The 22,588-nt window shown below is 61.0% G+C and carries 18 protein-coding genes; 2 read left to right on the top strand and 16 right to left on the bottom strand.

Going from position 1 to position 22,588, the window contains the following annotated elements:
• Positions 1-35: 35 nt before the first annotated feature.
• The 7 genes from oxlT to betC all read right to left on the bottom strand — a co-directional run bounded on the left by oxlT (position 36) and on the right by betC (position 9,198).
• The gene (gene oxlT / locus J2W46_RS25690) at positions 36-1,340 is read right to left on the bottom strand and encodes an oxalate/formate MFS antiporter (protein ID WP_310357334.1); all 1,305 of its coding nucleotides are present in this window, start codon (positions 1,338-1,340) and stop codon (positions 36-38) included.
• A gap of 110 nt (positions 1,341-1,450) precedes the next feature.
• Positions 1,451-3,061 (bottom strand): gamma-glutamyltransferase family protein, encoded by a 1,611-nt coding sequence (locus tag J2W46_RS25685; protein WP_310357332.1) that lies wholly within the window; start codon positions 3,059-3,061, stop codon positions 1,451-1,453.
• 128 nt (positions 3,062-3,189) lie between these two features.
• Positions 3,190-3,861: a GntR family transcriptional regulator gene (locus tag J2W46_RS25680; RefSeq protein WP_310357655.1), complete on the bottom strand. Its 672-nt coding sequence runs from the start codon at positions 3,859-3,861 to the stop codon at positions 3,190-3,192.
• 185 nt (positions 3,862-4,046) lie between these two features.
• The gene (locus J2W46_RS25675; RefSeq protein WP_310357330.1) at positions 4,047-4,964 is read right to left on the bottom strand and encodes a LysR substrate-binding domain-containing protein; all 918 of its coding nucleotides are present in this window, start codon (positions 4,962-4,964) and stop codon (positions 4,047-4,049) included.
• A gap of 271 nt (positions 4,965-5,235) precedes the next feature.
• A complete protein-coding gene (locus tag J2W46_RS25670; RefSeq protein ID WP_310357328.1) occupies positions 5,236-6,384 on the bottom strand; it encodes a porin in 1,149 nt (382 codons plus the stop codon).
• Positions 6,385-6,660: 276 nt separating this feature from the next.
• Positions 6,661-7,614 carry a choline ABC transporter substrate-binding protein gene (locus tag J2W46_RS25665; protein ID WP_310357326.1) on the bottom strand — a complete coding sequence of 318 codons (954 nt, stop codon included), beginning with the start codon at positions 7,612-7,614 and terminating at the stop codon, positions 6,661-6,663.
• Positions 7,615-7,659: 45 nt separating this feature from the next.
• A complete protein-coding gene (gene betC, locus J2W46_RS25660) occupies positions 7,660-9,198 on the bottom strand; it encodes a choline-sulfatase (protein ID WP_310357324.1) in 1,539 nt (512 codons plus the stop codon).
• 172 nt (positions 9,199-9,370) lie between these two features.
• Here betC and J2W46_RS25655 point away from each other — a divergent pair, with 172 nt between their 5' ends.
• Complete coding sequence (locus J2W46_RS25655; RefSeq protein ID WP_310357322.1) at positions 9,371-10,285, top strand: choline sulfate utilization transcriptional regulator; 915 nt, start codon at positions 9,371-9,373, stop codon at positions 10,283-10,285.
• A 125-nt stretch (positions 10,286-10,410) separates the two neighbouring features.
• Positions 10,411-11,286, top strand: coding sequence for a formyltetrahydrofolate deformylase (gene purU / locus J2W46_RS25650; RefSeq protein WP_020067509.1), 876 nt, complete (start codon positions 10,411-10,413; stop codon positions 11,284-11,286).
• A 78-nt stretch (positions 11,287-11,364) separates the two neighbouring features.
• Here the strand turns inward: purU and J2W46_RS25645 are convergent, their stop codons facing one another.
• From J2W46_RS25645 to J2W46_RS25605, 9 genes are all read right to left on the bottom strand, one after another.
• Entirely contained in the window at positions 11,365-12,222 is an 858-nt protein-coding gene (locus J2W46_RS25645; protein ID WP_020067508.1) for a glycine betaine ABC transporter substrate-binding protein, read from the bottom strand.
• Positions 12,223-12,389: 167 nt separating this feature from the next.
• Positions 12,390-13,643, bottom strand: coding sequence for a hybrid-cluster NAD(P)-dependent oxidoreductase (locus J2W46_RS25640; protein WP_310357319.1), 1,254 nt, complete (start codon positions 13,641-13,643; stop codon positions 12,390-12,392).
• A gap of 33 nt (positions 13,644-13,676) precedes the next feature.
• Positions 13,677-14,981, bottom strand: a complete 1,305-nt coding sequence (locus tag J2W46_RS25635; protein ID WP_087750780.1) for an aromatic ring-hydroxylating oxygenase subunit alpha — start codon at positions 14,979-14,981, stop codon at positions 13,677-13,679.
• 73 nt (positions 14,982-15,054) lie between these two features.
• Positions 15,055-15,831, bottom strand: a complete 777-nt coding sequence (locus J2W46_RS25630; protein WP_310357317.1) for an electron transfer flavoprotein subunit beta/FixA family protein — start codon at positions 15,829-15,831, stop codon at positions 15,055-15,057.
• Entirely contained in the window at positions 15,828-16,997 is a 1,170-nt protein-coding gene (locus tag J2W46_RS25625) for an electron transfer flavoprotein subunit alpha/FixB family protein (RefSeq protein WP_310357316.1), read from the bottom strand. The genes J2W46_RS25630 and J2W46_RS25625 overlap by 4 nt, the downstream gene beginning before the upstream one ends.
• Before the next feature lie 4 nt (positions 16,998-17,001).
• Positions 17,002-18,915, bottom strand: coding sequence for a (Fe-S)-binding protein (locus J2W46_RS25620; RefSeq protein WP_310357313.1), 1,914 nt, complete (start codon positions 18,913-18,915; stop codon positions 17,002-17,004).
• A gap of 2 nt (positions 18,916-18,917) precedes the next feature.
• Entirely contained in the window at positions 18,918-20,981 is a 2,064-nt protein-coding gene (locus J2W46_RS25615; protein WP_310357311.1) for an NADH:flavin oxidoreductase, read from the bottom strand.
• Positions 20,982-21,014: 33 nt separating this feature from the next.
• Positions 21,015-21,551: a DUF5943 domain-containing protein gene (locus J2W46_RS25610; protein WP_020067501.1), complete on the bottom strand. Its 537-nt coding sequence runs from the start codon at positions 21,549-21,551 to the stop codon at positions 21,015-21,017.
• A 54-nt stretch (positions 21,552-21,605) separates the two neighbouring features.
• Entirely contained in the window at positions 21,606-22,577 is a 972-nt protein-coding gene (locus J2W46_RS25605) for a dipeptidase (RefSeq protein WP_110406476.1), read from the bottom strand.
• Positions 22,578-22,588 lie beyond the last annotated feature (11 nt).

The raw sequence follows: 22,588 nt of genomic DNA, 5'->3' as shown, positions 1-22,588 counted from the left end.
ACGTTTCTGAGTGCATTTCGACAAAGCGATTGAAATCACGCGCTCTGCTGTGCCGCCAGAAAGCGCCGGCGCATCGGTTTGAGCACCGCAATGGCAAGCAGCGCGGTCGCGATGTCGAGCGTGATCGCGGTCGAAAACACCGGCACCCAGCTTCCCGCGTGCTGATGCATCAACGCCGCGAGCGGGCCGCCGAAAATAGAACCGATCCCTTGCGAGATATAGAGCCAGCCGTAATTCTCGGTGGCGTGCCGCGTGCCGAACGTGTCGGTGAGCGTCGACGGAAACAGCGAGAAGATCTCGCCCCAGCCGAAGAACACCACGCCCGACAGCAGCACGAACAGCACGGCGTTGTCGCGCGTGAGCAGCCATAGCGCCATGGCCACACCTTCGAGCGCGAAGGCAAAAAACATCGTGTTCTCGCGCCCCATTCTGTCCGACACCCAGCCGAACAGCGGTCGCGTGAGCCCGTTCGTGAAGCGGTCGATCGTCAACGCCAGCGGCAACGCCGCCATGCCGAACACGAGAACCTTGGTCACGCCGAAGTCGGCGGCGAAGGTGGCCATTTGCGAGGTGACCATGAGGCCCGACGTGGACATCATGGTCATCATCGCGAACATCAGCCAGAAGATCGGCGTCTTCAACGTCTGCGAAGGGCGGAAATTCTTAACGGCAGGCGCGGAAGCGGAGCCCGGGGAAGCAGCGGCATCGTGCGCAGGCGGCACGCGCAAACCCTGTGAAGCAAGCAGGCCCACCACTGCGAACGCAATGCCGAATATCCAGAGCGTCGCGTCGATGCCGCGCACTTGCAGCGACGTGGCGATCGGGAACGTCGTGACGATTGCGCCCATTCCATAGCCCGCCGCGACAGCGCCCGCGGCAAAGCCGCGATTGGTCGGGAACCAGCGCACCATCAGCCCCACCACGCCGACATACACAATACCGGTGCCGAGACCGCCCACCAGTCCATAAGTGAGGTAGAGCATCGGCGCGCTATGCACCTGTGAGGCCAGCACCCAGCTCAGGCCCGACATGACGGTGCCGATTGAAATCAACATGCGTGGTCCGAAGCGGTCGATCAGCTTGCCCTGAAACGGCGAGAAGAACGTCTGCAATATGATCAGCAGCGAAAACGTGACCTGTAGCTCAGGCAATGCAACGCCGAGTTTCGCGGCGAGCGGCTTGGTCATCAGCGTCCATACATACTGCGGACTCGAGATCGCCATCATGCAGACGAGACCGAGCCCGAGTTGCAGCCAACGATTGTGGGTCGCGCCCGACGAAACGGCGCCGGCTTCCGTCGACGCGATGGGTGGCAACGAAGATTGCAAACGTGTGGTCATGGTGACTCCATTACTAGGCGAATGTCTGCCGGCGCCCGGCAGACGTGCAGCGTCCTCCGGGCCTCGAAGGCCGGACCTGCAATCCGATTGAAAATAGCGCGCGTGTGCGTCTACCAGCCCGCAGCTGCCCCGTCACTGCGCGGGTCGTAGCCCGCTTCGATCAATCCATCGGGATACCGAACGATTGCGCCGGCATGTCCCATTGCTTCGTTATACGCTTGCATCGTCTCGACTTCGTGGCCGAGCGCTGCGAGTCGCGCGATCGTGTCCGGAGCGAAACGCGCTTCGAGTTTGAGCGTGTCGGTCGATTGACCCCATGTGCGGCCGAGCAGCCAACGCGGCGCGTCGATCGCGGCCTGGGGATTCCAGCCGAACATCGCAATGCGCGAGAACACCGCACTTTGCGACTGCGGCTGCCCGTCGCCGCCCATGTTGCCGTAGACCATCGTGCGGCCATCCGCAAAACGTGCGAGCGCCGGGTTCAGCGTGTGAAAAGGCCGGCGCAGCGGCATTAGCGGATTGCGGGAGCGCTCGTCGAGCGAGAAGCTGCATCCGCGGTTCTGCCAGTTGATGCCCGTCCCGGCCAGCACCACGCCGCTGCCGAACTCGTGATAAATGCTCTGGATGAAGCTCACCGCCACGCCGTCGCTGTCGGTCACGCCGAGCCACACCGTATCGCCGGGCCCTCGACCTGCGCCCCACGGCGCGGCTCGAGTCGACGACACTTGCGCAGCCATTGCGTCGAGCGCGGCAGGCTTTAGCAGTTCGCGCGGATCGACGCGCATGTGATCCGGATCGGTGATCTCCGCATCGCGCACCGCGAACGCGAGCTTGGTTGCTTCGACGCAGGCGTGCACGAACTCGGGACCCAGCGGGTCCATCTCTTTCGTCAACACGCGATCGAGAATGCCGAGAATCAGCAACGACACGAGCCCTTGTGTCGGCGGCGGCATGTTGTAGATCGTGCCCAACGAATGATCGAGAGCGAGCGGCGTTCGCATGCGCGCCTCGTGTCGTTGCAGATCTGCGAGAGTCAGCAGCGAGCCAGCCGACTGAAGATCACTCGCGATGCTGCGTGCAAGGTCGCCTCGATAGAAGTCGTCGAAGCCTGCATGGGCCAGACGTTCGAGAGTGGCGGCAAGACGAGGTGCGACGAAGCGCTCGCCCGTGGCAGGCACGCGACCGTCGCAGAGGAATGTCTCTGTGAAACCCGGGATCGAGCGCAGTTCGGCGAGACGGCTTTCGACACATTGCGACTGGCTGCGCGTGACCGGCACGCCGTGCTTCGCGTAATGGATCGCGTCTTCGAGCAGGCGTTCGACCGGCAGCCTGCCGCCCAGCGTTTCAGCCGACCAGCGATGCGCGCGCTGCCAGCCGGACACCGTGCCGGCCACCGTGTTGGCTGCGAGCGGGCCGCGCGTCGGTATGGCCGAGAGTCCACGCGAGCGGTACTCGTCGACACTCGCCGCCAGTGCCGCAGCACCGCACGCTTCGATACCGACCGGCTCGGCGCCGGGACGCGAGATAAGCCAGAACCCGTCGCCGCCAATGCTGTTCATATGCGGATAGACGACGGCGATCGTCGCCGCGGCCGAGATCATCGCTTCGACGGCGTTACCGCCTTCGCGCAAGATGGCGAGGGCGCTCTGCGCGGCGAGCGCATGAGGCGCGACCGCCATGCCGCGGGTTCCGCGGGCCGGGTTCAGGAATTCGGAAGGCATCGGGTGCACGGGGCTTTTGCTTGTATACATACCCGGTGCATATGCGAATACCATGCCAACGTCCGCATTCCGCGCAAAGGCCGATTGCAGAAGGCGCTTAACAAATTGCCGCGCCGGAAAGCGTGTTGCTAGATGGTGCCTCGCAACCTCGGTGGTGCATAAGGCGCACTGTGAGGCTCCGAGGCGGTGCGGGCGCGCTGCAGGCGCTCGGCGGTCAGTGTGCGCACTTCCGCCCGGCTTCCTTCTATATGCCGCCCCAATAACTCGACTGCCCGGTCAGCCGCAAGATGGCGGATGGCGGCGAGAATCGCAATGTGTTCGTTGTAAGTGTCGTCGATGCAATCGCCGTATACGAGGTCGAGCCGCCGCACCACGCGGATGCGGTCAGTCACGCGCTGCATGGCGGCGCTCAACTCTTCATTGCCCGCGGCGAGCACGAGCGCCTCGTGGAACGCCTCGTCGAGCGCCACCATCTCCCGGCCGTCGCGAACGCGTTGTGCGCGAGGGACGTTCCAGATGCGGTCGAGCCGCTCAAGCATCTGCAAAGCAGTCGCGGATAGAGTTCCGTCAGCGCCAAAGAGCCTGGTGACAGAAAACGTCTCGATCAGCTTGCGCATTTCATACAGATCTTCGAAGCGCTTGAAGTCGATCGGCACGACTTCCCAGCCGCCGCGCACATAGCCGCGCATCAGACCGTCGCTTTGAAGACGTTGCAGCGCCTCTCGCGCAGGTGTGCGCGAAACGCCGAAGCGGTCGGCGATGCTGCCTTCAGTCATACGGTCGCCTGGAAGCAGGCGCATGTCGAAGATATCGTCTCGCACGCTGAAGTACACGTGGTCAGCGCGGGACGAGGGAGAGCGGGTTGTGTCTTTCACGCACGAGCCTGGGATTAACAGATCTTCCGGCAGTGACTATCGGTCACCGTCAAAAGATCCGTCAACAAGAATTTAATCTGCAGGCGGCGTTGTTGAACTGACGTTCGCGACTATATGCATGCACCGAACAGCCTGTCGACCAGATCTTCCTTGTCCAGTTGTTCGATCCACCAATCCAGCGCATGTCCGCCTTTATCTTCGCGCCACGCGAGATAGCACTGCGTGTGCTCACGCACGCCGGCAATCCGTCTCCCGACGAGTTTCCCTTCGCGTATGAGGCCTTCGGCCACGCGTTCAGGCAGCATGCCCACGGCGATTCCTTCGCACAGCGCGCCGACCTTGGCCGCCAGCGTAGGCACGACGACGACGGGCTGGCCGTCGTACGTCGCCACCGATTGAGGCTGTAACTCGCGTGACGTGTCGCTTATGACAGCGCCGCGATATCCGGCAATCGTGCCGCGGTCCAACGGCTCGGTCATCGCGGCAAGCGGATGATCCGGCGCCATCACGAATAGATGCCGCAACGCTCCAATTGGCCGCGCCGCGATATTCGCCGCGTGAGGCGGCTCACCGACTGCGCCCACGGCGAGATCCGCGCGCCCTGTAATCAGCGCATCCCAGACGCCGCCAAGCACTTCGGTGGACAGGCGCAACCGCGTGATCGTCTCCATTTCGTAGAAGCTGCGAACATACGGCCACAACGACTCGAACGGCAGGATTTCATCCAGACAGATGCAAAGTTCCGACTCCCAACCTCGCTGGATGCCTTGCGCTTTCATTTCAAGCTGTCGCGCCGCTTTGAGCAACTGACGCCCTTCTTCCACGAGTACCCGGCCGGCTTGCGTGAGTCTCGCGCGTCTTCCGCTGCGATCGAACAGTTCGACGCCCAGATCGCTTTCGATCTTCTGCACGAGATAGGTCAGTGCCGACGGTACTCTGTGCAGCAACTCGGCTGCCTCGGCAAACGTCTCTGTTCGGTCTATTACATCCAGTACTTCAAGCGCTTCAAAGGAGAGCTTTATCGGCATTCGGCATCCTCGGTCCCGCCAAGGTGTTGATTCACTGCATCACGATGCACAGATCACGGCGGCGCCGCTCACTGCAATTCGGAAAAGAAGACATGGAGTGCGACGTCCGTACATGCCGCTACGGCAGGCCAGACTGCGACTCATGCGAGGGACGGGATTGTAGAGCGGATATAAAGAAGAAGCGACAAATACCGATAAAGCAGACAATTGCTGAAATAGCAGACAAATAGCCACGGCGGATTCCCGCTGCCGGAAACCCGCCGCCGGTGCTTCAGAACGAATGGCGCATGCCGATACGCACATCGGCCTGCGTGCTCGTGCTCGACGGCGTGAAGCTATAGCCGATCACCGCGTTCACGCCATCGGAAGCGCGCAGATAATCACCGGAGATATACACGTCCGTGCGTTTGGACAGCAGATAGTGAAGCCCGAGCGAGCCTTGATTCCAGTGGTTTCCTTCAAATCGCGTGTGTTGATAACCGCCGTATAGCATCAACGCCGGTGTGAATGTGTACGAAGCGCCGCCCTCGTACACCTGCATATGCGACGTTTGTCCGAGCCCCTTGATCGTGGTGTAGGTGAAGTTGCCGCTCAACATCACGTTGCCGATCGTGTATGCGGCGCCGACTGCAAAGGCACCTTGCTTGTCGACGGGGAATGCGGAGGCACTGTACAGATCTGTTACCGCGCCGGTCGCAGGATCGACCGAGACGGTGGGCCGCCCGAGGAAAGTACGCGTGCCGATCATCGCATACGGATCGAACGCGTAGATACCGAACGGATTGTTCAACTGCGTATAGGCGGCGCCCATGTTGAACGCACCGTGTTCATAACGCGCGCCCACGCTCCATGCGCTCTTCTGGTGAAAGTCGCCCGCCGTATTGCCGAACGAGTACATGCCGCCAAAAGAAAAACCGGAGATGTCGTTGGAGAGATACTTGATCGAATTCGGTAGCCGGTCGCCGTTCATCCGGTCGAAGTCGCCCTGGTGAATCGCATAACCGCTCGCCCACGCCGATATGTTGTACAGGTAAGCAAATTCTTCCGTCATGTCGAGCTGGTTACCGAACGACAGCGTGCCCCAACTGTTCTTCAGGCCGACATATGCCTGGCGGCCGAACTCGGCACCGCCGAATCCAAGCTGTCCATTGCCCAGGTGGAATCCCGACTCGAGCACGAAGATGGCCTGCAAGCCGCCGCCCAGATCTTCGACGCCTTTGAAGCCGATACGGTTACCGTACGAAATGCCGTCGTCGAACTTGACCTGGTGGGAGCCACCAGCGTTGCTCACGTACGTGATGCCGGCGTCCAGAACGCCATACAGCGTGACACTGCTTTGCGCGTGGACAGCCGTTGGCGCGCACACGGCGCTTGCTGCAATAGCGAGTCCCGAAAGACTGACGGCATTTCTCTTCTTCATTAAATTCTCCCCTGCTCTTTGCCTGCGCAATTCGTTGGATAAAGCGATCCCTGCCGCGGCCAATAGCAGGCGCGCGGCGCTTCTCGCATGACGGGCAGTTCGAAACCGGTTGAGACCGATCGATATGGCCTGGCTGTTATTTGTTCAGCATGAAAATTCCGCCAAGCCCGCATCGACGCGTCAAGAATACGGTTCCAGATTTACGGCGAGTCGATTGGATGCGACATGAATCTGTCGCCTTGCGACCTTACGAGCGAACAACTGTTATTGCCTTTTCTACTTCACGCCAAGAGCCGTCTGAACGGCTTGCAGGCCATTCGCACCGCTCGCGGTATTGACGCCATCGAGCCACGACTTGAGCAGTTCGGGGTGGCGCTTGAGCGCTTCGGTTGCGGCTACGTCGACACTGGTCTTCTTTTCGAGTACTTCGGTGATTACTCCGTTCTCAATGTCGACGTTGAATGTCAGCTGCTTGAAAAGACGATCCACGTTAGGGCATTGTTCCGCGTAGCCGCTGCGCGCAACGGTATTGACCGTGGCGCCGCCGTAGTTCGGACCGAAGTACTTATCGCCTCCGTCGAGATAAGTCAGCTTGAACTTGGTGTTCATCACATGCGGCTCCCACGCAAGGAACACGATCCACTTCTTCTCGCGTACTGCACGTTCGACTTGAGTAAGCATGCCAGTCTCGCTCGATTCGACGAGCTTCCAGTTGTCGAGACCAAACGCTTTATCATCGACCATCTTCTTGATGTTCTGATTGGCCGGCGCGCCCGGTTCGATGCCGTAGATCCTGCTATCGAACTTGTCGGCATTTTTGGCAAGGTCCGCAAACGAGTGAACGCCCGCCGCCGCCACGTAGTCGGGCACTGCGAGCGTGAACTTCGCATTGCTCAGATTCGGATGAACGACCACGATCGATTTTTCTTCTTCAAACGGTTTGACGACCGGTGCTTGCGCGGGCATCCAGTTGCCGAGAAACACGTCGATTTGCCCTTTTTTCAGGCCCTGATACGTGATGGGCACAGACAGGTTAGCCACCTTCTGTTTATACCCGAGCGCCTTCAGCACGACGCCCGTCATTGCATTGGTGGCGTCGATATCGGTCCATCCCGGCCCCGCCATGTTCACCTGCATGCACGATTGCGGCTCCGCGGCCGACGCGAAACTCGCTGCCGCGCATAGCAGCACAACGCTGGACATCGCCTGTTTGAATAGCTTGTTCATCATCGCGACTTTCCTGTGAGTGAGTGAGAAGTAAGCATGTAGCGACCGTCAGTGCGCGACCGCCGGGAAGCGCGCCATTGCTTCGAGCGTGTCCAGATCGATGTGATTGCGCATGTAACGCTGACTGGCATCGACCCGAGGTTGCCAGTCCCATGAAGCAACTGTGCCTTGCGTGGTGGCGGCGAAATGAAAGCGGCGACGGCGCTGACTTTGCAGCACTTCATCGTGCAGCGCGGCAAGATCCCAGCGCGCGGCAATCTCGTCGCGCAATTCCTCTATCTGGGCGGAGTACTCGGCTTTCGGCGCGAGGTTCACTCGTTCGAGCGGATCGGCTTCGACGTCGTACAGCTGGTCCGGGTCGGCAGGCGAGTGTATGAACTTGAAGCGCCCGCGCCGCAGCATCACAATCGGCGCAATAGCGCCTTCCGCAAGGTACTCGCCTACTGCTTCATCATGACCGCCATGCTCTCCTCGAAGATGCGGCACGAGACTGTGCCCGTCGAGCGAATCGGGCCATGCGGCCGGTTGTTTGCCGCGCGCCAGTTCGACCAATGTGGGCAGCAGATCGAGATGCGACACGGAAGCCTTCACGCGATGCGCGTCGAATTGCTGCGGTGCGTGCACGATCAGCGGCACGCGGCAGCCGCCTTCAAAAAAGGTCATCTTGTACCAGAGGCCACGTTCGCCGAGCATCTCGCCATGATCGGAAGTGACCACAATAATCGTGTCCTCCGCGAGCCCGGCCTGGTCGAGCGCTTCGAGAATCGCACCGAACTGGTCGTCGACATAGGAAATCGCGCCGTAATAGGCGCGGCGTGCGTTGCGGATCTGCTGGTCGGTCGGCGGCGTGCGGTCGGTTTCGCAAACGTGACGCAAGCGCCTGGAGTGAGGATCGGCTTCGTCGAACGAGTCGCGATGCGCGGGCATGTCGATATCGTCATCCCGATACATGTTCCAGTACTTTTCCGGAATCGCGTAAGGATCATGAGGATGTGTCAGCGAGGCGACCATGCAGAACGGCCTCGCGTCTTTTCCCGCGTGCCGCTCACGGGCGATGTCGAAGAGCTTCTGGCGCGTTGTGAACGTGACCTCATCGTCGAAATCGAGCTGGTTCGTGCGCACGCACGGCCCGGCGTCGATAACGGAACTCATGTTGTGATACCACGTTGGGCGCGCCTCGAAGTCGTCCCAGTTGGGCGTCCAGCCGAAGTCGGCCGGATAAATGTCCGTGGTGAGGCGCTCTTCGAAACCGTGTAACTGATCCGCGCCGCAGAAATGCATTTTTCCCGAGAGAATCGTGCGATATCCTTCAGCGCGAAGGTAATGCGCGAATGTCAGTGTTTGCGACGGAAATTCCGCGGCATTGTCGTACGCGCCAATTGCAGACGGCAATTTGCCGGATAGAAAAGAAAAGCGCGACGGCGCACACAGCGGGCTTGCGCAATATGCAGAATCGAATACCACACCTTGCTTTGCAAGGCGGTCGAGGTTGGGTGTTCTGGTTAGCGGGTGTCCATAAGCGGCGAGCGCAAATGGAGTCATCTGGTCGGCCATCAGAATGAGAATATTCTTTCTGCTGTCAAGCATGGAGCGCGCCTTGAATAGAATCATGGATGTCAGTGCAACTACCTATGCCGGTGCGATCGCAGACACAACTCGAAGCGCTGGTGGCGGTCCGCGTGTGGCATCTGCACCACTATTGCCGGTCAATTCGGCGCTGTGAAGACGGCAATTCGTTATGTGCCTATAAGGGGGCGTTATGTCGAGGCAGGACCGCTTGCCGCCAATGCAGGCATTGACGATGTTCGAATCCGCCGCGCGTCTCGCGAGTTTCACCGCGGCCGCGCGAGAGTTAGGCTCCACGCAGCCGGCAGTAAGCCAGCGCATCGTGCAACTCGAAGAGACGCTGGGCGCCCCCCTTTTCGAACGCGGCCATCGCGGTGTCCGGCTTACCGAAGACGGCGAGCGGCTTTTCGATGCGGTGCGTCTTGCGCTCGACACCATCCGTCATGCCACTGCCGAAATCCGTGCGCGCCGTACGCCGCAAACGCTCACTCTATCCACCGACTTTGGTTTCGCCACCTACTGGCTGATGCCGCGCCTTTCGCAATTCAAGGCGCTGATGCCTGATGTCGACGTGAAGATCATTACGTCGCAGAGTGTGTTCGATCCGTCGCACGATCACGCGGACGTGGCGATTGCGTTTGGCGACGAACATGCGGACTGGAACGCGCGCAGCGTCATCAAGCTCTTTCCTGAGCGTGTCACGCCAGTGTGCAGCCCGGCGTTTCTCGCAGCACATCCACCGCTGAGGTCGCCGTCCGAGCTGCTCGCGCTGCCGCTTCTGCACCTTGAACCGACGCAGCCCGCGCGCTGGGTGTCGTGGGCCGACTGGTTCGCGGCGCACGGTCTCGTTGCGCCCGCTGCGCACCGCGGCATCACGTTCAATAGCTTCACCCTAGTCGCGCATGCGGCGATCATGGGCCAAGGCGTGGCACTCGGCTGGGCGCCGCTCATCCACGAACTGCTCGTCACCGGCCAACTCGTCGAGCTGTTCGATACTCCGGTGGTCACCGAGCGCGGCTACATGCTGGTCACGCAGCGCGCGGCAACGCCCGCAGTAGAAGCTTTCTGCCAATGGCTGCTCGGCGAATGCGGGCTCGACGCCGAATAACTATCTGGCGTTCCGGTTCCATTGCCACGGCGATTCGCTTCTATCCGCGCTGTGCATGAATTTGCTCTACTGCGACGATGCATGCCGCGCCCCGCGGCATCCCCCTTCGTTTATGTGGAGAGCGCATGTCCGCCGATTCCCGTCCTGATCAACTGGTTCTCACCGTCGCGTGTCCGAGCGCCGCGGGCCAGGTTGCCGCCGTTGTCGGCTTTCTCGACCGGCATCATTGTTATATCGACGAACTCACCGTTTTCGACGACGACCTCAGTGAGCGGTTTTTCGTGCGCTGCGTTTTTCACGGCGTGGATGCGAACGAGACGCGAAATATCGCGGCGCTCAAACGCGAGTTCGAGCCGATTGCCGAGCGCTTTCGTATGACCTGGGCAATGCACGACGTCAGCACGCGTCCCAAAGTACTCATCATGGTGTCGAAGCTCGAGCACTGTCTCGCAGACCTGCTATTTCGCTGGCGAATGGGTGAGCTCAAGATGGACATTGTCGGCATTGGCTCGAATCATCGCGATCTCGAACCGCTCGCGCAGCAACACGGCTTGCCGTTTCACCATTTGCCCATCACCGCCGATACAAAACCGCAGCAGGAAGCGCGCTTGCTCGATCTATTCGAGACCTCCGGCGCCGAATTGATGATTCTCGCGCGCTACATGCAGATTCTTTCGGGCGAGACGAGCCGTGCACTCGCTGCACGCGCGATCAACATTCACCATTCGTTTCTGCCCGGTTTCAAGGGTGCGAAACCCTATCACCAGGCCCATGCGCGTGGCGTCAAACTGATCGGCGCGACCGCGCACTTCGTGACCGACGACCTCGACGAAGGTCCGATCATCGAGCAGGTTGTCGAGCGCGTCGATCATTCGTACAGTCCGGAGCGCCTGCTCGCCACCGGACGCGACGTCGAGTGCATCACGCTCGCTCGCGCGGTCAAGGCGTTTATCGAGCGGCGGGTGTTTATCAACGGAGATAGAACTGTCGTGCTGCAATAGTGCTGCAAGCACAAAAGAAAAACGCCGCTTTGATAAGCGGCGTTTTTTGTGTTCGATGCGAGGACAGCTAAGTTCTGTCTACTTAACCCAGCTATCCACTCGATCGCCGTGTGCGCTAATCCACGCGTCGGCAGCGGCGGTCGGCTTCTCGCCGTTCTGCGTGGCGAGCATCACGCTGTCGATCTCGCCCGGCTTCCACTGGAACTTCTTCAGGAACGCGACGACAGGCGGCGCCTTCTTTTCCAGTTCCGGATTGACGACGCTGTCCACGTGCTCCGCCTCACCGAACACTTTCTTCGGATCTTCAAGGAACTTGAGCTTGTACTTTGCGAACATCCAGTGCGGCTTCCAGCCGGTTACGATGATCGGCTTGCTCGCCGCTTCCGATCGCGCGAGTTCCGCGGTCATCGCGCTGCCCGAACTCGGCATCAGCTTGTAGTCGAGTCCGTAAGCCTTGATTGCCTCGCTGGTTTTCTGCATCACGCCCGCACCTGCGTCGATACCGACAATGCGCGAGCCGAACTCCGCCTTTTTCGCTTCCAGGTCGCCGACCGTTTTCACGTCGAGATTGTCGGGCACGATAAGACCGATCTTCGCGTCGTTGAAATTCGGACCGAGATCGACCACTTTGTCCTTGAAATTGTTCCAGTACGCGCCGTGCGTGACCGGCAGCCATGCGGACAGCGTCGCGTCGAGGTCGCCCCGAGCCACACCCTGCCACATCACGCCCGCTGCAACCGGTACGAGTTGCACCTGATAGCCCAGGCGCTTTTCGATCACGCGGGCGGCGACGTTCGATGTCGCGACGCTATCGTCCCAGCCTTCCACGTAACCGATCTTGATGGTCGGCTTCGTATCCGCCGGGGCGCTTACGCTGGTTGCCGCCAGCGCCGCACTCAGAGTGCTCAACACCAGTATCTTTTTGATCAGTCTCATCGCCGTTCTCCCGTTTGCCGTCTAAAAACAACCCATTGAGCATTTAGAATCGCCAGCCAGAATTGCCCGGTAACGTTGTTTTGCGACACATAGTTGTCCGCACGCGACCTGGCTCTTCTGCTTGCTGCCGCGACTCACGGCAGTTTGTTCCTGACCGTTGGCGCCAGTCACTTCTCTACGACGAGATCGGTGAGCGGCTTGCTGCAGCAGAGCAGCACCATGCCTTGATCGATTTCCCGCTGACGAATGCCGCCCGCGTGTTTCATCGCCACCTCGCCCGATACCAGCTTCACCTTGCAGGTCCCGCACATGCCCTGCGTGCACGATGCCGGCAGGCGCACACCCGCTTTCTTCGCGGCATCCAGCACATGTTGGCCGCTGTCGCACTCGATCTCACGATTGCTTTTCGTGAAGCTGACTTTGTAGCGTGTCTGCACTTCGGCCACGCCGGGTGCGGCAGCCGGCTCGAAAGCCGGTGCCTGTTCCCGGGCTTCTACAAAACTCTCGGCTGTTGCCGGCTCGGCCGCGTTCTGCAACACCTCGGCGACATGCGCGGTAGCCAATTGTGCGGCGACCTCGCTGACCGTGCCGAACGAAAAGCTTTCTTCATGATAATGGCCGCGGTCGAAACCGCCCTCGTCAAGCAGGTTGCGTACTGCCTGCATGTACGGCGTGGGCCCGCAAGTGAAGATCTCGCGTTCGAGAAAGTCCGGTGCAATCAGCTTGAGTAAGGGCAACGTCAGAAAACCCGTGACACCTGGCCAGTTCGTGCGTGCGCCAACCCGCTCGCAAACAAATGCGGTACGAAAACGCGCGTGATTTGACGCGATCAGGTCGAGTTCGCGCGCGAAGATAATATCGTCTGGCGTGCGGGCGCTGTGCACGAAGACAATGTCGCTGTCCTCGCCCAGTTCGTGATGCGCGCGACTCATCGACATCAGCGGCGTAATGCCTGAACCGGCCGACAGAAACAGCAGCTTGCGCGCAGGGTGACGGGCGCACGTGAATTCGCCCGCCGGCCCCAGCACGCGAACTTCGCCGCCCACCTGCAGATTGTCATGCAGCCAGTTCGATACTTTGCCGCCCGGCACACGCTTCACCGTAATGGAGATGGTGTGCGGACGCGTAGGCGGCGAGGAAATCGTATAGCAACGGTTGATCGACTCACCGTCGATATCCAGCTCGAGCGTGATGAACTGTCCCGGCTCGAACACGAAGGTCCGTTCGCCCGGCGCGCGGAAGAAAAAGCTCTTCACGTCATGCGTTTCCTGGCGCACATGGCAGCACACCAGTGTTTCGTCCACATCGCTGTTCCACCGCGCGGGCAGCGTGTCCCAGAAGCGCGGCTGCGTAACACGGCTTGTTGCGTATTGCGATGCCGGCTCGGTGCCGAGCTGAAACGTCGCCTGATCGCGCATCATTGTTTTCTCCCGCTCCTGGTTGCGATCGTGCGCTCAGCGCTTGAAGGACACGACTTTCTCGCCGAATGCGGACGGCTCCGCATCGTGCGTCTGCGGCGCGTTGCTGTAGTCTGCGATGCGGCCGATGTACCACTCGCAGAACTTCTCCACGAGACCCTCTGTGAACGGCGAATACGGACCCGGCTCATAGGCGCTGCTCGTTGCGCCGCGTTGCGAATATTCAACGAGTGCGCGGTCCTGATCATTGGTCGCCCGCCATACGGCCGTCAGGTTGTTGACGTCGTAGTCGATGCCTTCGCGCGCATCCTTGTGCACGAGCCATTTCGTGCGCACGAGCGTTTTGCCGGCCGAAAGCGGAATCACCGAGAAGCTCACAATGTGATCGCTCATGAAGTGATGCCACGAATTGGGCTGCGTCCAGAACGACAAGCCGCCAAGATCGGCCTGCTCGAAGCCGCCGAGCAGTTTCTTCGACGCCACTTTCGCGTCCAGCGTCTGCGATTCGCCGTCGCGATCGAGCGGCAGACGTTGCGTGCGAAAACCGGTAACGAGATCCGCGAGCCGGTCGATTTCCGCTGACGGCAGCTTCATTGCTTCCCATTGCGCGGTACGGCGAGCAACTGTCTCTTCGAAAGCGGCCATGCCTTCTTCGTTAGCCGGTGTACGTTGATAGCCGAAACCGTATTCGTAAAGCGAAATGGTCAGCTCAGGATGGTTCGCGACGCAGTGATAGCACTCGCGATTGTTCTCCATCGTCAGCTTCCAGTTGCCTTCCTCGATGATGTCGATCGACGCCGCGATCTTGCAGCCGGCCAGTTGATGCGGTGCCAGGTACGGCTCCATTGCCGCGCGCATGACGGAAAAGTCAGCGGGCGGATTGTCCGCCAGACAGATAAAGATGAGTCCGGCGAGGTTCTCCACGTGGACTTTCTTCAAGCTGTGTTTGCAGCGGTCGAACTGGTCGCCCATATGCTCGGCGAACATCAGGTCGCCGTTCAGGTTATACGTCCAGCTGTGATACGGGCACACGATATTGCCGAGCGAACCCTTGTCGGTATTGCACAAGCGTGCGCCGCGATGGCGGCAGACGTTATGAAACGCCCGTACCTGCATGTCGTCGTCGCGTACGATCAGAATGGAATCGTGTCCGATTTCCACCGTGATGTAATCGCCCGGCTCGGGCACGTCCGGCTCAACCGCGACCTGAATCCAGTGCTTGCGGAAGATCACGTCCATGTCGAGCGCGAAGATGTCCTCGCTCGTATAGAACGGCGCTTCCAGCGTGTAATTCTTCTTGCGGCGTTCGATCATTGCGCGAACGTCTGCGGAAACTTTCATTGTGTGCTCCGTTGCGTGTCACGTCTGGCGCCGCGCCAGGCCCTCCTGGCCGCATGCTCGCCTGAACCGGAAATCAGTAATCCACGAGTTGATGCTCGCGCAAATACGCCAGAATCACTTGTGCTTTTTCGACGGAACTCCCTTCAATTACGACGCTGCCGCCGCGGCTCTCCGTCGTGGTTGCGGAGAGCATCCGGGCGTGGCCCGAGCGCTTCTCGGCTGCGGCGAGACGCACCGGCTTGCTGCTCGCCGGGCGAATAGTCCAGGCGAGCTCCGTCGCGCGAGCGGGTGCCGCACAGGCGACCGGGTGAATGGTCCCTTCGCGCTGCCGTGCATAGGCATAGGTCGGCGTTGCGTTTGCCATCGGATGCACGGCGATCAGTGCGGGCAATTGCACCTCGACACGGCGGCGCAAACCCTTGGGCATGAATTGCCGAACTTGTGCGCACCCGTCCTTCACGACGACATCGACAGCCGCGCCGACGAGCGGCATGCCCAACGCATTCGCCACCCGATACGGCAGCATGCCGCTGTCGAAAGCGCCTTCGGCTCGCGTGCCGGTCAGCACGAGATCGTAGCCGGGCAGACGCGCGGCAAGCAGCGCTGCGCCATCGGCTTGCGACCCGTCTGCGTTGGGAACGGCAAGCACTTCGACGGAGCGCGCGCCTAGCGCAAGATATTCCTGTAGTGCGGGATTCGCAGGGTCGCCGGCGTGCAGCACGTCGAGTGTCCCAGCATGCTGCTTTGCGAGCGTCAAGGCGAGCGTCAGTGCGGCCGCGTCGTTACGGCTGTAGCGCGCAACGCCGCTCACCGGATGTCGGCCCACGGAAACGAGAACGGCGATTTTCATGCGAGCGCTCCTTCCGCTACAGCCTTCGAGTTCAGTAAAGCAGCACCTGTGCCGCGTGCAGTGCGCGCTGCGGCAGCCGCGTCATTGAGTGCCGCGATGGTTTCCTGCGCATCGGCAATGACGGTCAGGTTCGCACGCTTGGCGATGGGCGCGCTCGCATCCAGGTTCACCGCGATCACATGCCGGCAATCCTTGATGCCCTGCAAATGCTGCACGGCGCCGGATATGCCAAATGCGATATACACGCTCGCTTCAACGGTCTTGCCGGTCGCGCCGATCTGCTTGTCGCGTGTGAATTTGCCGTCGTCCACTGCGACACGGCTTGCACCGATCGCCGCGCCGAGCGTGGCCGCGAGACGCTCGAACGCAGGCACATCGCTGACACCGTTGCCTGCGGAGACGATGAAGTCCGCTTCTTCGAGCGCAAGCTGCGCGGCGTCCATCTCCTCGATACCGAGGTCGCGCACGATACCTTTGGTGGCAGTCGGTTCGCCATCGAAACGCCATGCGACTCGCTCTCCTGCGCCGACGAACGGCAACTTGGGATCGACCGCATTGGGCGCAAGCAATACCACTTCTGGCAGCGCACACGAAGCGAACGCAGTGTTTGCATGCGCATAAGCGGCCACGTGAGACGCATCAATTTCAACGACGTGTGTCGCGACGCTCGCATTTGCCGCCGCCGCATACCGGCGGCCAAGATCGCCGTCGCCGGTCGCGTTGTCGGGCAGGAATAGATGCACCGGCGCATATGCCGCGACGCATGCGGCGAGCGCGTTCAATTCGTCGTCCGGTGCGAAATGGCGACGATCGAACGAAGGCAACTCGATCAGCTTGTCAGCGCCCAATGCGCCGGCGTCGCCCGTAAATTCGCCGAATACGAGCAGCACGATCTCGGTGGTGGCATCGGCGATCAATGCCGCGGCGGCCAGCGTCTGGCGCGCGTGATCGTCGAGTGCGCCGCGGTCCGCGTGCGCCGCCACCAGCATCGCATGCTGCGGCGTGGCGCTCGTGCGGCGCGGCTTCGGTTGTTCACGATGCGAGGCGCCGGATGCGGCGAAATCCATTGCGCCCGCCACACAGGTCACGCCCAGCGTGATGCGTCTGAGTCCGTCAACGGTAATCGTGAACGGGCGGCGCGGATCGATTCGTTTGATTGTGTTCATCGCGTTACTCCAGCGCTGCTGCAACCAGTTCGGCGACGTCCAGTACTTCAGGACGGGGCCCAACCACGCCTTCGAGCATCGCGGTGCAATTCGGGCAGCCCACCGCGACAATGTCGGCGCCGATGCCGCGCGCGTCGTCGATACGAATGTCCGGAATGCGCCGCTTGCCTGGAATGTCCGTCAACGGGGCACCGCCGCCGCCACCGCAGCAACGTCCACGCATGCCGTGGCGCTCCATTTCGACAACCTTGATGCCAATGCTCTTCAGCACGCGGCGCGGCGCTTCGGTCTCGCCGTTGTAGCGGCCCAGGTAGCACGGATCGTGATACGTGATCTTGCTGTCCGCGTAGGCGGCGAGCGCGCGCGGCGACAGCTTGCCGCTCGCAACCAGTTCATCGATCAGCGCCGTGTGATGCTGTACTTCATAGAAGCCACCCAACGCGCGATACTCGTTGCGCAAGCTGTGCAACACGTGGGGATCCGAAGTGACGATCTTGCCGAACGAGTACTGCGAGAGCGTGCCGATCAACTTCTTTGCGAGTTGCTGGAACGTGGCTTCGTCGCCGAGACGCCGGGCCGTGTCGCCTGTATCGGTTTCGACGCCGCCGAGCACCGCATAATCGACACCCGCGCGGTTCAGCACCTTGACGAGCGCGCGCAGCGTGCGCTGATAGCGCATGTCGAACGCACCTTCGCCCGCAATCAGCAGCACATCCACGCGGCGCCCAGGCTGCGCGACCTGCACTTGCAGATCGACCGCCCAGTCATAACGTGCGCCGATGTCGTAACCGTTCGAACTGCCTGTTTCGCGCAGATTCGAGAGCGTGATCGGCCCCTTGCCCGGCACCGTGCCTTCCACGAGCGTCTGATTACGGCGCATATCGACAATGGCGTCGACGTGCTCGATCAGCATCGGGCACTCCTGCACGCAAGCGCGGCAGGTCGTGCATGACCACAGCGTTTCTGCCTCGATCAGGCTGGAAATCAGCGGCTTGCCAGGCGCACCGCCATGCTTGCCGACAGGAATGCCGGGCGTTGGGGAGCCTGCGTATTCGGCGTCCGTGCCGCCCACCATGCCCGTCACCAGATCCTGAATGAGCTTCTTCGGATTGAGCGGTTGACCCGCGGCGAATGCGGGACACGCTGCCTCGCATTTGCCGCACTGCACGCAGGCGTCGAAACTGAGCAACTGGTTCCAGCGAAACTCCACGGGCTTGCCCACGCCGTATTCTTTCGCGTCGAGCAACGGCGCCTTCAATGCAGTCGGCGGCACGATGTCGCGATCGTTACGCTCGGCAAAGCGCTCCTGACGCGGGTGAAACGCGAGATGCAGCAGACCCGCCAGCGCATGTTTCATCGGACCGCCACGCGCGGCGCCGAATGTCATCGTAAACGCGCCCACTGCGATCAACAGCGCGACGATGATCGCGAGCGCGCCGGACATCGCCGCGGCCGGCAATGCGATGAACAACACGAGACCGAGCGCGAACGACCCGAGCAACAGCGGCAGATGATCCCACGGGCCGCGCGAAAGCCGCGCGGGTACCGCTTTCGCACCATGCCGGCGACGCCATACGAAAACCGCGCCGACCAGCATCACGAGCGCGGCAAGAAAGATCAGCTTGTCGAGCCACGGCGAATAGATCGCGAGACCATAGTTGACGAACACGAGCGCCATCGCGAGGATCGCCCCGCCGGCAGTCGCCACGTGCGTTTTCGCAATGTACGGGTCGCGCGCGACCACATGATGCAGATCGACGAAGTAGCGTTTCGGAATCGACAGCAGATTCGCCCAGCCGTACGCGCCCGCCGCCGTGGCGCGACCCACGCGCCAATACGCGGCGCGCTTCGCGAGCGCGAAAGCCAGACCCGCCATCGACAACCACAACAGCACGGTGATGACAGACACGGGGCTCATTGTCAGAAGTCCTTGCAAAGGCGCAGCGCGTCGTAAATCGCGCCGTGAATGTTGTGCATGGAGATGCAGTCGCCGACGCGAAACAGCAGGAAGCGGCCATTACCGAGCTCTTCGGACAGCGACGGCTGCGGCTCGGATGCAAAGAGCTTATGCACGTCGACCTGCCCGCGATTGACGGACTCCGGCTTGAGCTTCCAGTACAGCTCGTCGTTCGGCGTGCTGCCGTTCTCGATCACGACCTGATCGACCGCGCGCTCTTCCTGCTCCTCCGTGTACTCGTTGCGGATCACAGCGATCTTCTTGCCGTCTTCCTCGTACACTTTGTCGAGCCAGTAATTCGGCGTATGGACCACGCCCTGTGCATAGAGGCGGCGATAGAAAATCGGGAACGTGGTGCCGCCTACGTCGTCGGCCACTTTCACGTCGGGCGTGACGATCTCCACGTTCGAGCCGCGGCTCGATATGAAATCGGCGACGCCAGCGCCGGCATGCGTGCTCACGCCGTCGTACACGAGGACATTCTTGCCCGGCTCGACCTTGCCCGAGAGCACGTCCCACGAACTCACCGCGAGGCCTTCGTCGACGCCCCACGCCGCGACTTGCGACGTGAACGCCGAGCCGCCCGTGGCGAGCACCACGATGTCCGGTTTTTCGGCCATGATGGTTTTATCGTCGGCGGCAACACCGAGACGGCGGTCCACGCCCAGGCGCTTTGTTTCCATATCGAACCAGCGGACGATGCCTGCCATCTGCTCACGCTGCGGCGCTTTCGCCGCGAGCATGATCTGGCCGCCCACATAGTCGTTCTTCTCGAGCAGCACCACGTCATGGCCGCGCGACTTCGCGACCCGCGCCGCTTCGAGTCCCGCAGGACCCGCGCCGACCACGACGACCTTGCGCTTCGGCCCGTTCGTACGCGCAATGACATGCGGCATGGTCGCTTCGCGCGAGGTTGCCGCGTTCTGCACGCACAGCACGTCGAGCCCGTTGTACTGGCGGTCGATGCAATAGTTCGCGCCAACGCATTGCTTGATTTCGTCCTCGCGGCCATCGCGGATCTTGATGACCATATGCGGGTCGGCAATCTGCGCGCGTGTCATGCCGACCAGATCGACCATGCCGCTCGCCAGCAGACGTTCGGCCTGGCCCGCGTCGCGAATACTTTGCGCATGCATGACCGGAACTTTCACGACCGACTTGATGCCGGCTGCGAGATGCACGAAAGGCTCGGGCGGCAGCGCCATCGGCGGCATGCAGTTGGCGAGCGTGTTGTGCGTATCCGCGCCGGAGCCGATCACACCGAGATAATCGATCAGGCCGCTTTCGCTCATTGCCTGCGCGATCTCTTTCAGTTGCTCGTGATCGAGACCGTCTTCGTGGAACTCGTCGCCGCACATGCGCAAACCCACGCAGAAATCGGGGCCCACTGCTTCACGCACTGCTTGCAATACTTCGACGCCGAAGCGCAGGCGGTTTTCAAGCGAACCGCCCCACTCGTCGGTACGAAAATTGGTGCGTGGGCTCCAGAACTGGTCGATCAGATGCTGGTGCGCCGCCGAGATCTCGACGCCGTCCATGCCCGCATCTTTCACGCGTTTCGCGGCAGCCGCGAAGTCGGTGATAATGCGGCGAATCTCTTCCACTTCAATGATCTTTGCGTTGCCGCGATGCACCGGCTCACGCACGCCCGAAGGCGACATCAGATGCGGCCAGTGCTCGCCATGAAACGCCGAGCGGCGGCCCATGTGCGTGGCCTGAATCATGATCTTGGCGCCATGCGCGTGCATAGCTTCCGCGAGCCGCGAGAGCGGATCGATGATCTTGTCGGTAGACAGGTTCACCGACTTCCACCAGCCTTGCGGACTGTCGATCGAGACCGGGCTCGAACCGCCGCATACGGCGAGGCCCACACCACCCTTGGCCTTTTCTTCGTAGTAACGGATATAACGGTCGCCGGGCAGTCCGCCGGGTTCCGCATACACCTCCGCATGCGCAGTGCTGACAATGCGGTTGCGCAAAGTCAGCTTGTTCAGCGTAAGAGGCTTGAAAAGGTTCGGGTAACGCATCGCGATCGACCTCGGAATAAATGACTTCTAGTGCTATGCCGCGAGCGGCGACACTTCGAACACGCAATGGTCGTGGCCTTCCGCCGCGCATCGCGCTTCTTTCGACTGCGAAGGCGGACCCTTGCGTTGTGAATCGGGCGCCGTGTCGTTGACCCAGTCCATTGCTCCCGCGAACCAGCCGGCGAACATGTAGCAGAGCTTGCCGACTTTGCCCGGTTGCGCGAGCACGAACGACGAGTGATGCAGTTCGATACGCGCATGCGACGTGGACGGATCGCTTTCCGTGATCGTGAAGATGCCCCAGCCGCGTTGCGAAAGCCGCTTCAGGTAGTGCTCGAATACGGCCATGCCGGCGATGCCGTGCTGCTTGGCTTCCTTGTCGCACCAGAAGTACGCGGACTTATAGCCCGCCTTGTAGAGAATCTCGGCATACGTGTCGATGCCCAGTGCTTCTTCAACGGCGGTATGGTTGTTCGTGAAGAAATGGCGCGGCACATAGAGCATCGGCAGCGCGTCGGTGGTCCAGACGCCGGTGTTCGCATCGACGTCGATAGGCAGTTGAGGTTGCATGTGGAAGACTCCTTGTTTTGTGGGGCGAATCTGCGGGCTATGCGCGCGTGAAGCTCAAACCTTCCACACCTCACCGAATACGCGGACCCAGTTCTCACCCATGATCTTTTTGATGCGCGTCTCGCTCCAACCCGCGCGCTCCATCGCGGCGGTCAGGTTCGGAAACTCGCCGATCGTGCGGATGCCTTCCGGATTCACGACCTTGCCGAAGTTCGTCAACTGGCGATAACGGCCCTTGTCGTGCGTGATCCAGTCGAAGAACTCGGTGCTGTAGCCTTGCGTGAAGTCCGTGCCGATGCCGACCTGGTCTTCGCCGATCAGATTCACGACGTAGTCGATTGCCTCGATATAGTCTTCGACGGTGGCGTCCGGGCCGCGCTTCAGGAAAGGGGCGAACATGGTCACGCCGACAAAGCCGCCGGCGTCGGCGATCTCTTTCAGTTGTTCGTCGCTCTTGTTGCGCGGGTGCTCTTTGAGTCCCGACGGGCAGCAATGCGAATAGCACACCGGCTTTTTCGACGCAGCAATCGCTTCCGACGAAGTCTTTCCGCCGACATGCGAAAGATCGACCATGATGCCGACGCGATTCATTTCCTGGATCACTTCACGGCCATAACCGGACAGACCGCCATCGCGCTCATAGCAACCGGTGCCGACCAGATTCTGCGTGTTGTAGCAAAGCTGAACCACGTTCACGCCGAGGTCTTTGAATGCCTCGATATAGCCGAGGTTGTCCTCGAATGCATGCGCGTTCTGGAAGCCGAAAATGATGCCCGTCTTGTTCTCTTTCTTCGCGCGGAAGATGTCGTCGGTCGTGCGCACGAGCGTGAGAATCTCGCCGTACTCGCGGATCTGCTGCTTCATTTCGGCGATGTTATCGACGGTCTTCTGGAAGCTTTCCCACACGGACACCGTGCAGTTCACCGCGGTCACACCACCCTTGCGCATATCTTCGAACACCGAGCGCTCGAACTTGGAAATGTTCAGGCCGTCGATGATGATGCTGTTTTCGTGCAAATTGCTCATCGTGTGCTCCA

The sequence above is a fragment of the Paraburkholderia strydomiana genome (assembly GCF_031456815.1).
Taxonomy (GTDB): domain Bacteria; phylum Pseudomonadota; class Gammaproteobacteria; order Burkholderiales; family Burkholderiaceae; genus Paraburkholderia; species Paraburkholderia caledonica.
This window is presented reverse-complemented; position numbering and strand designations above follow the sequence as displayed.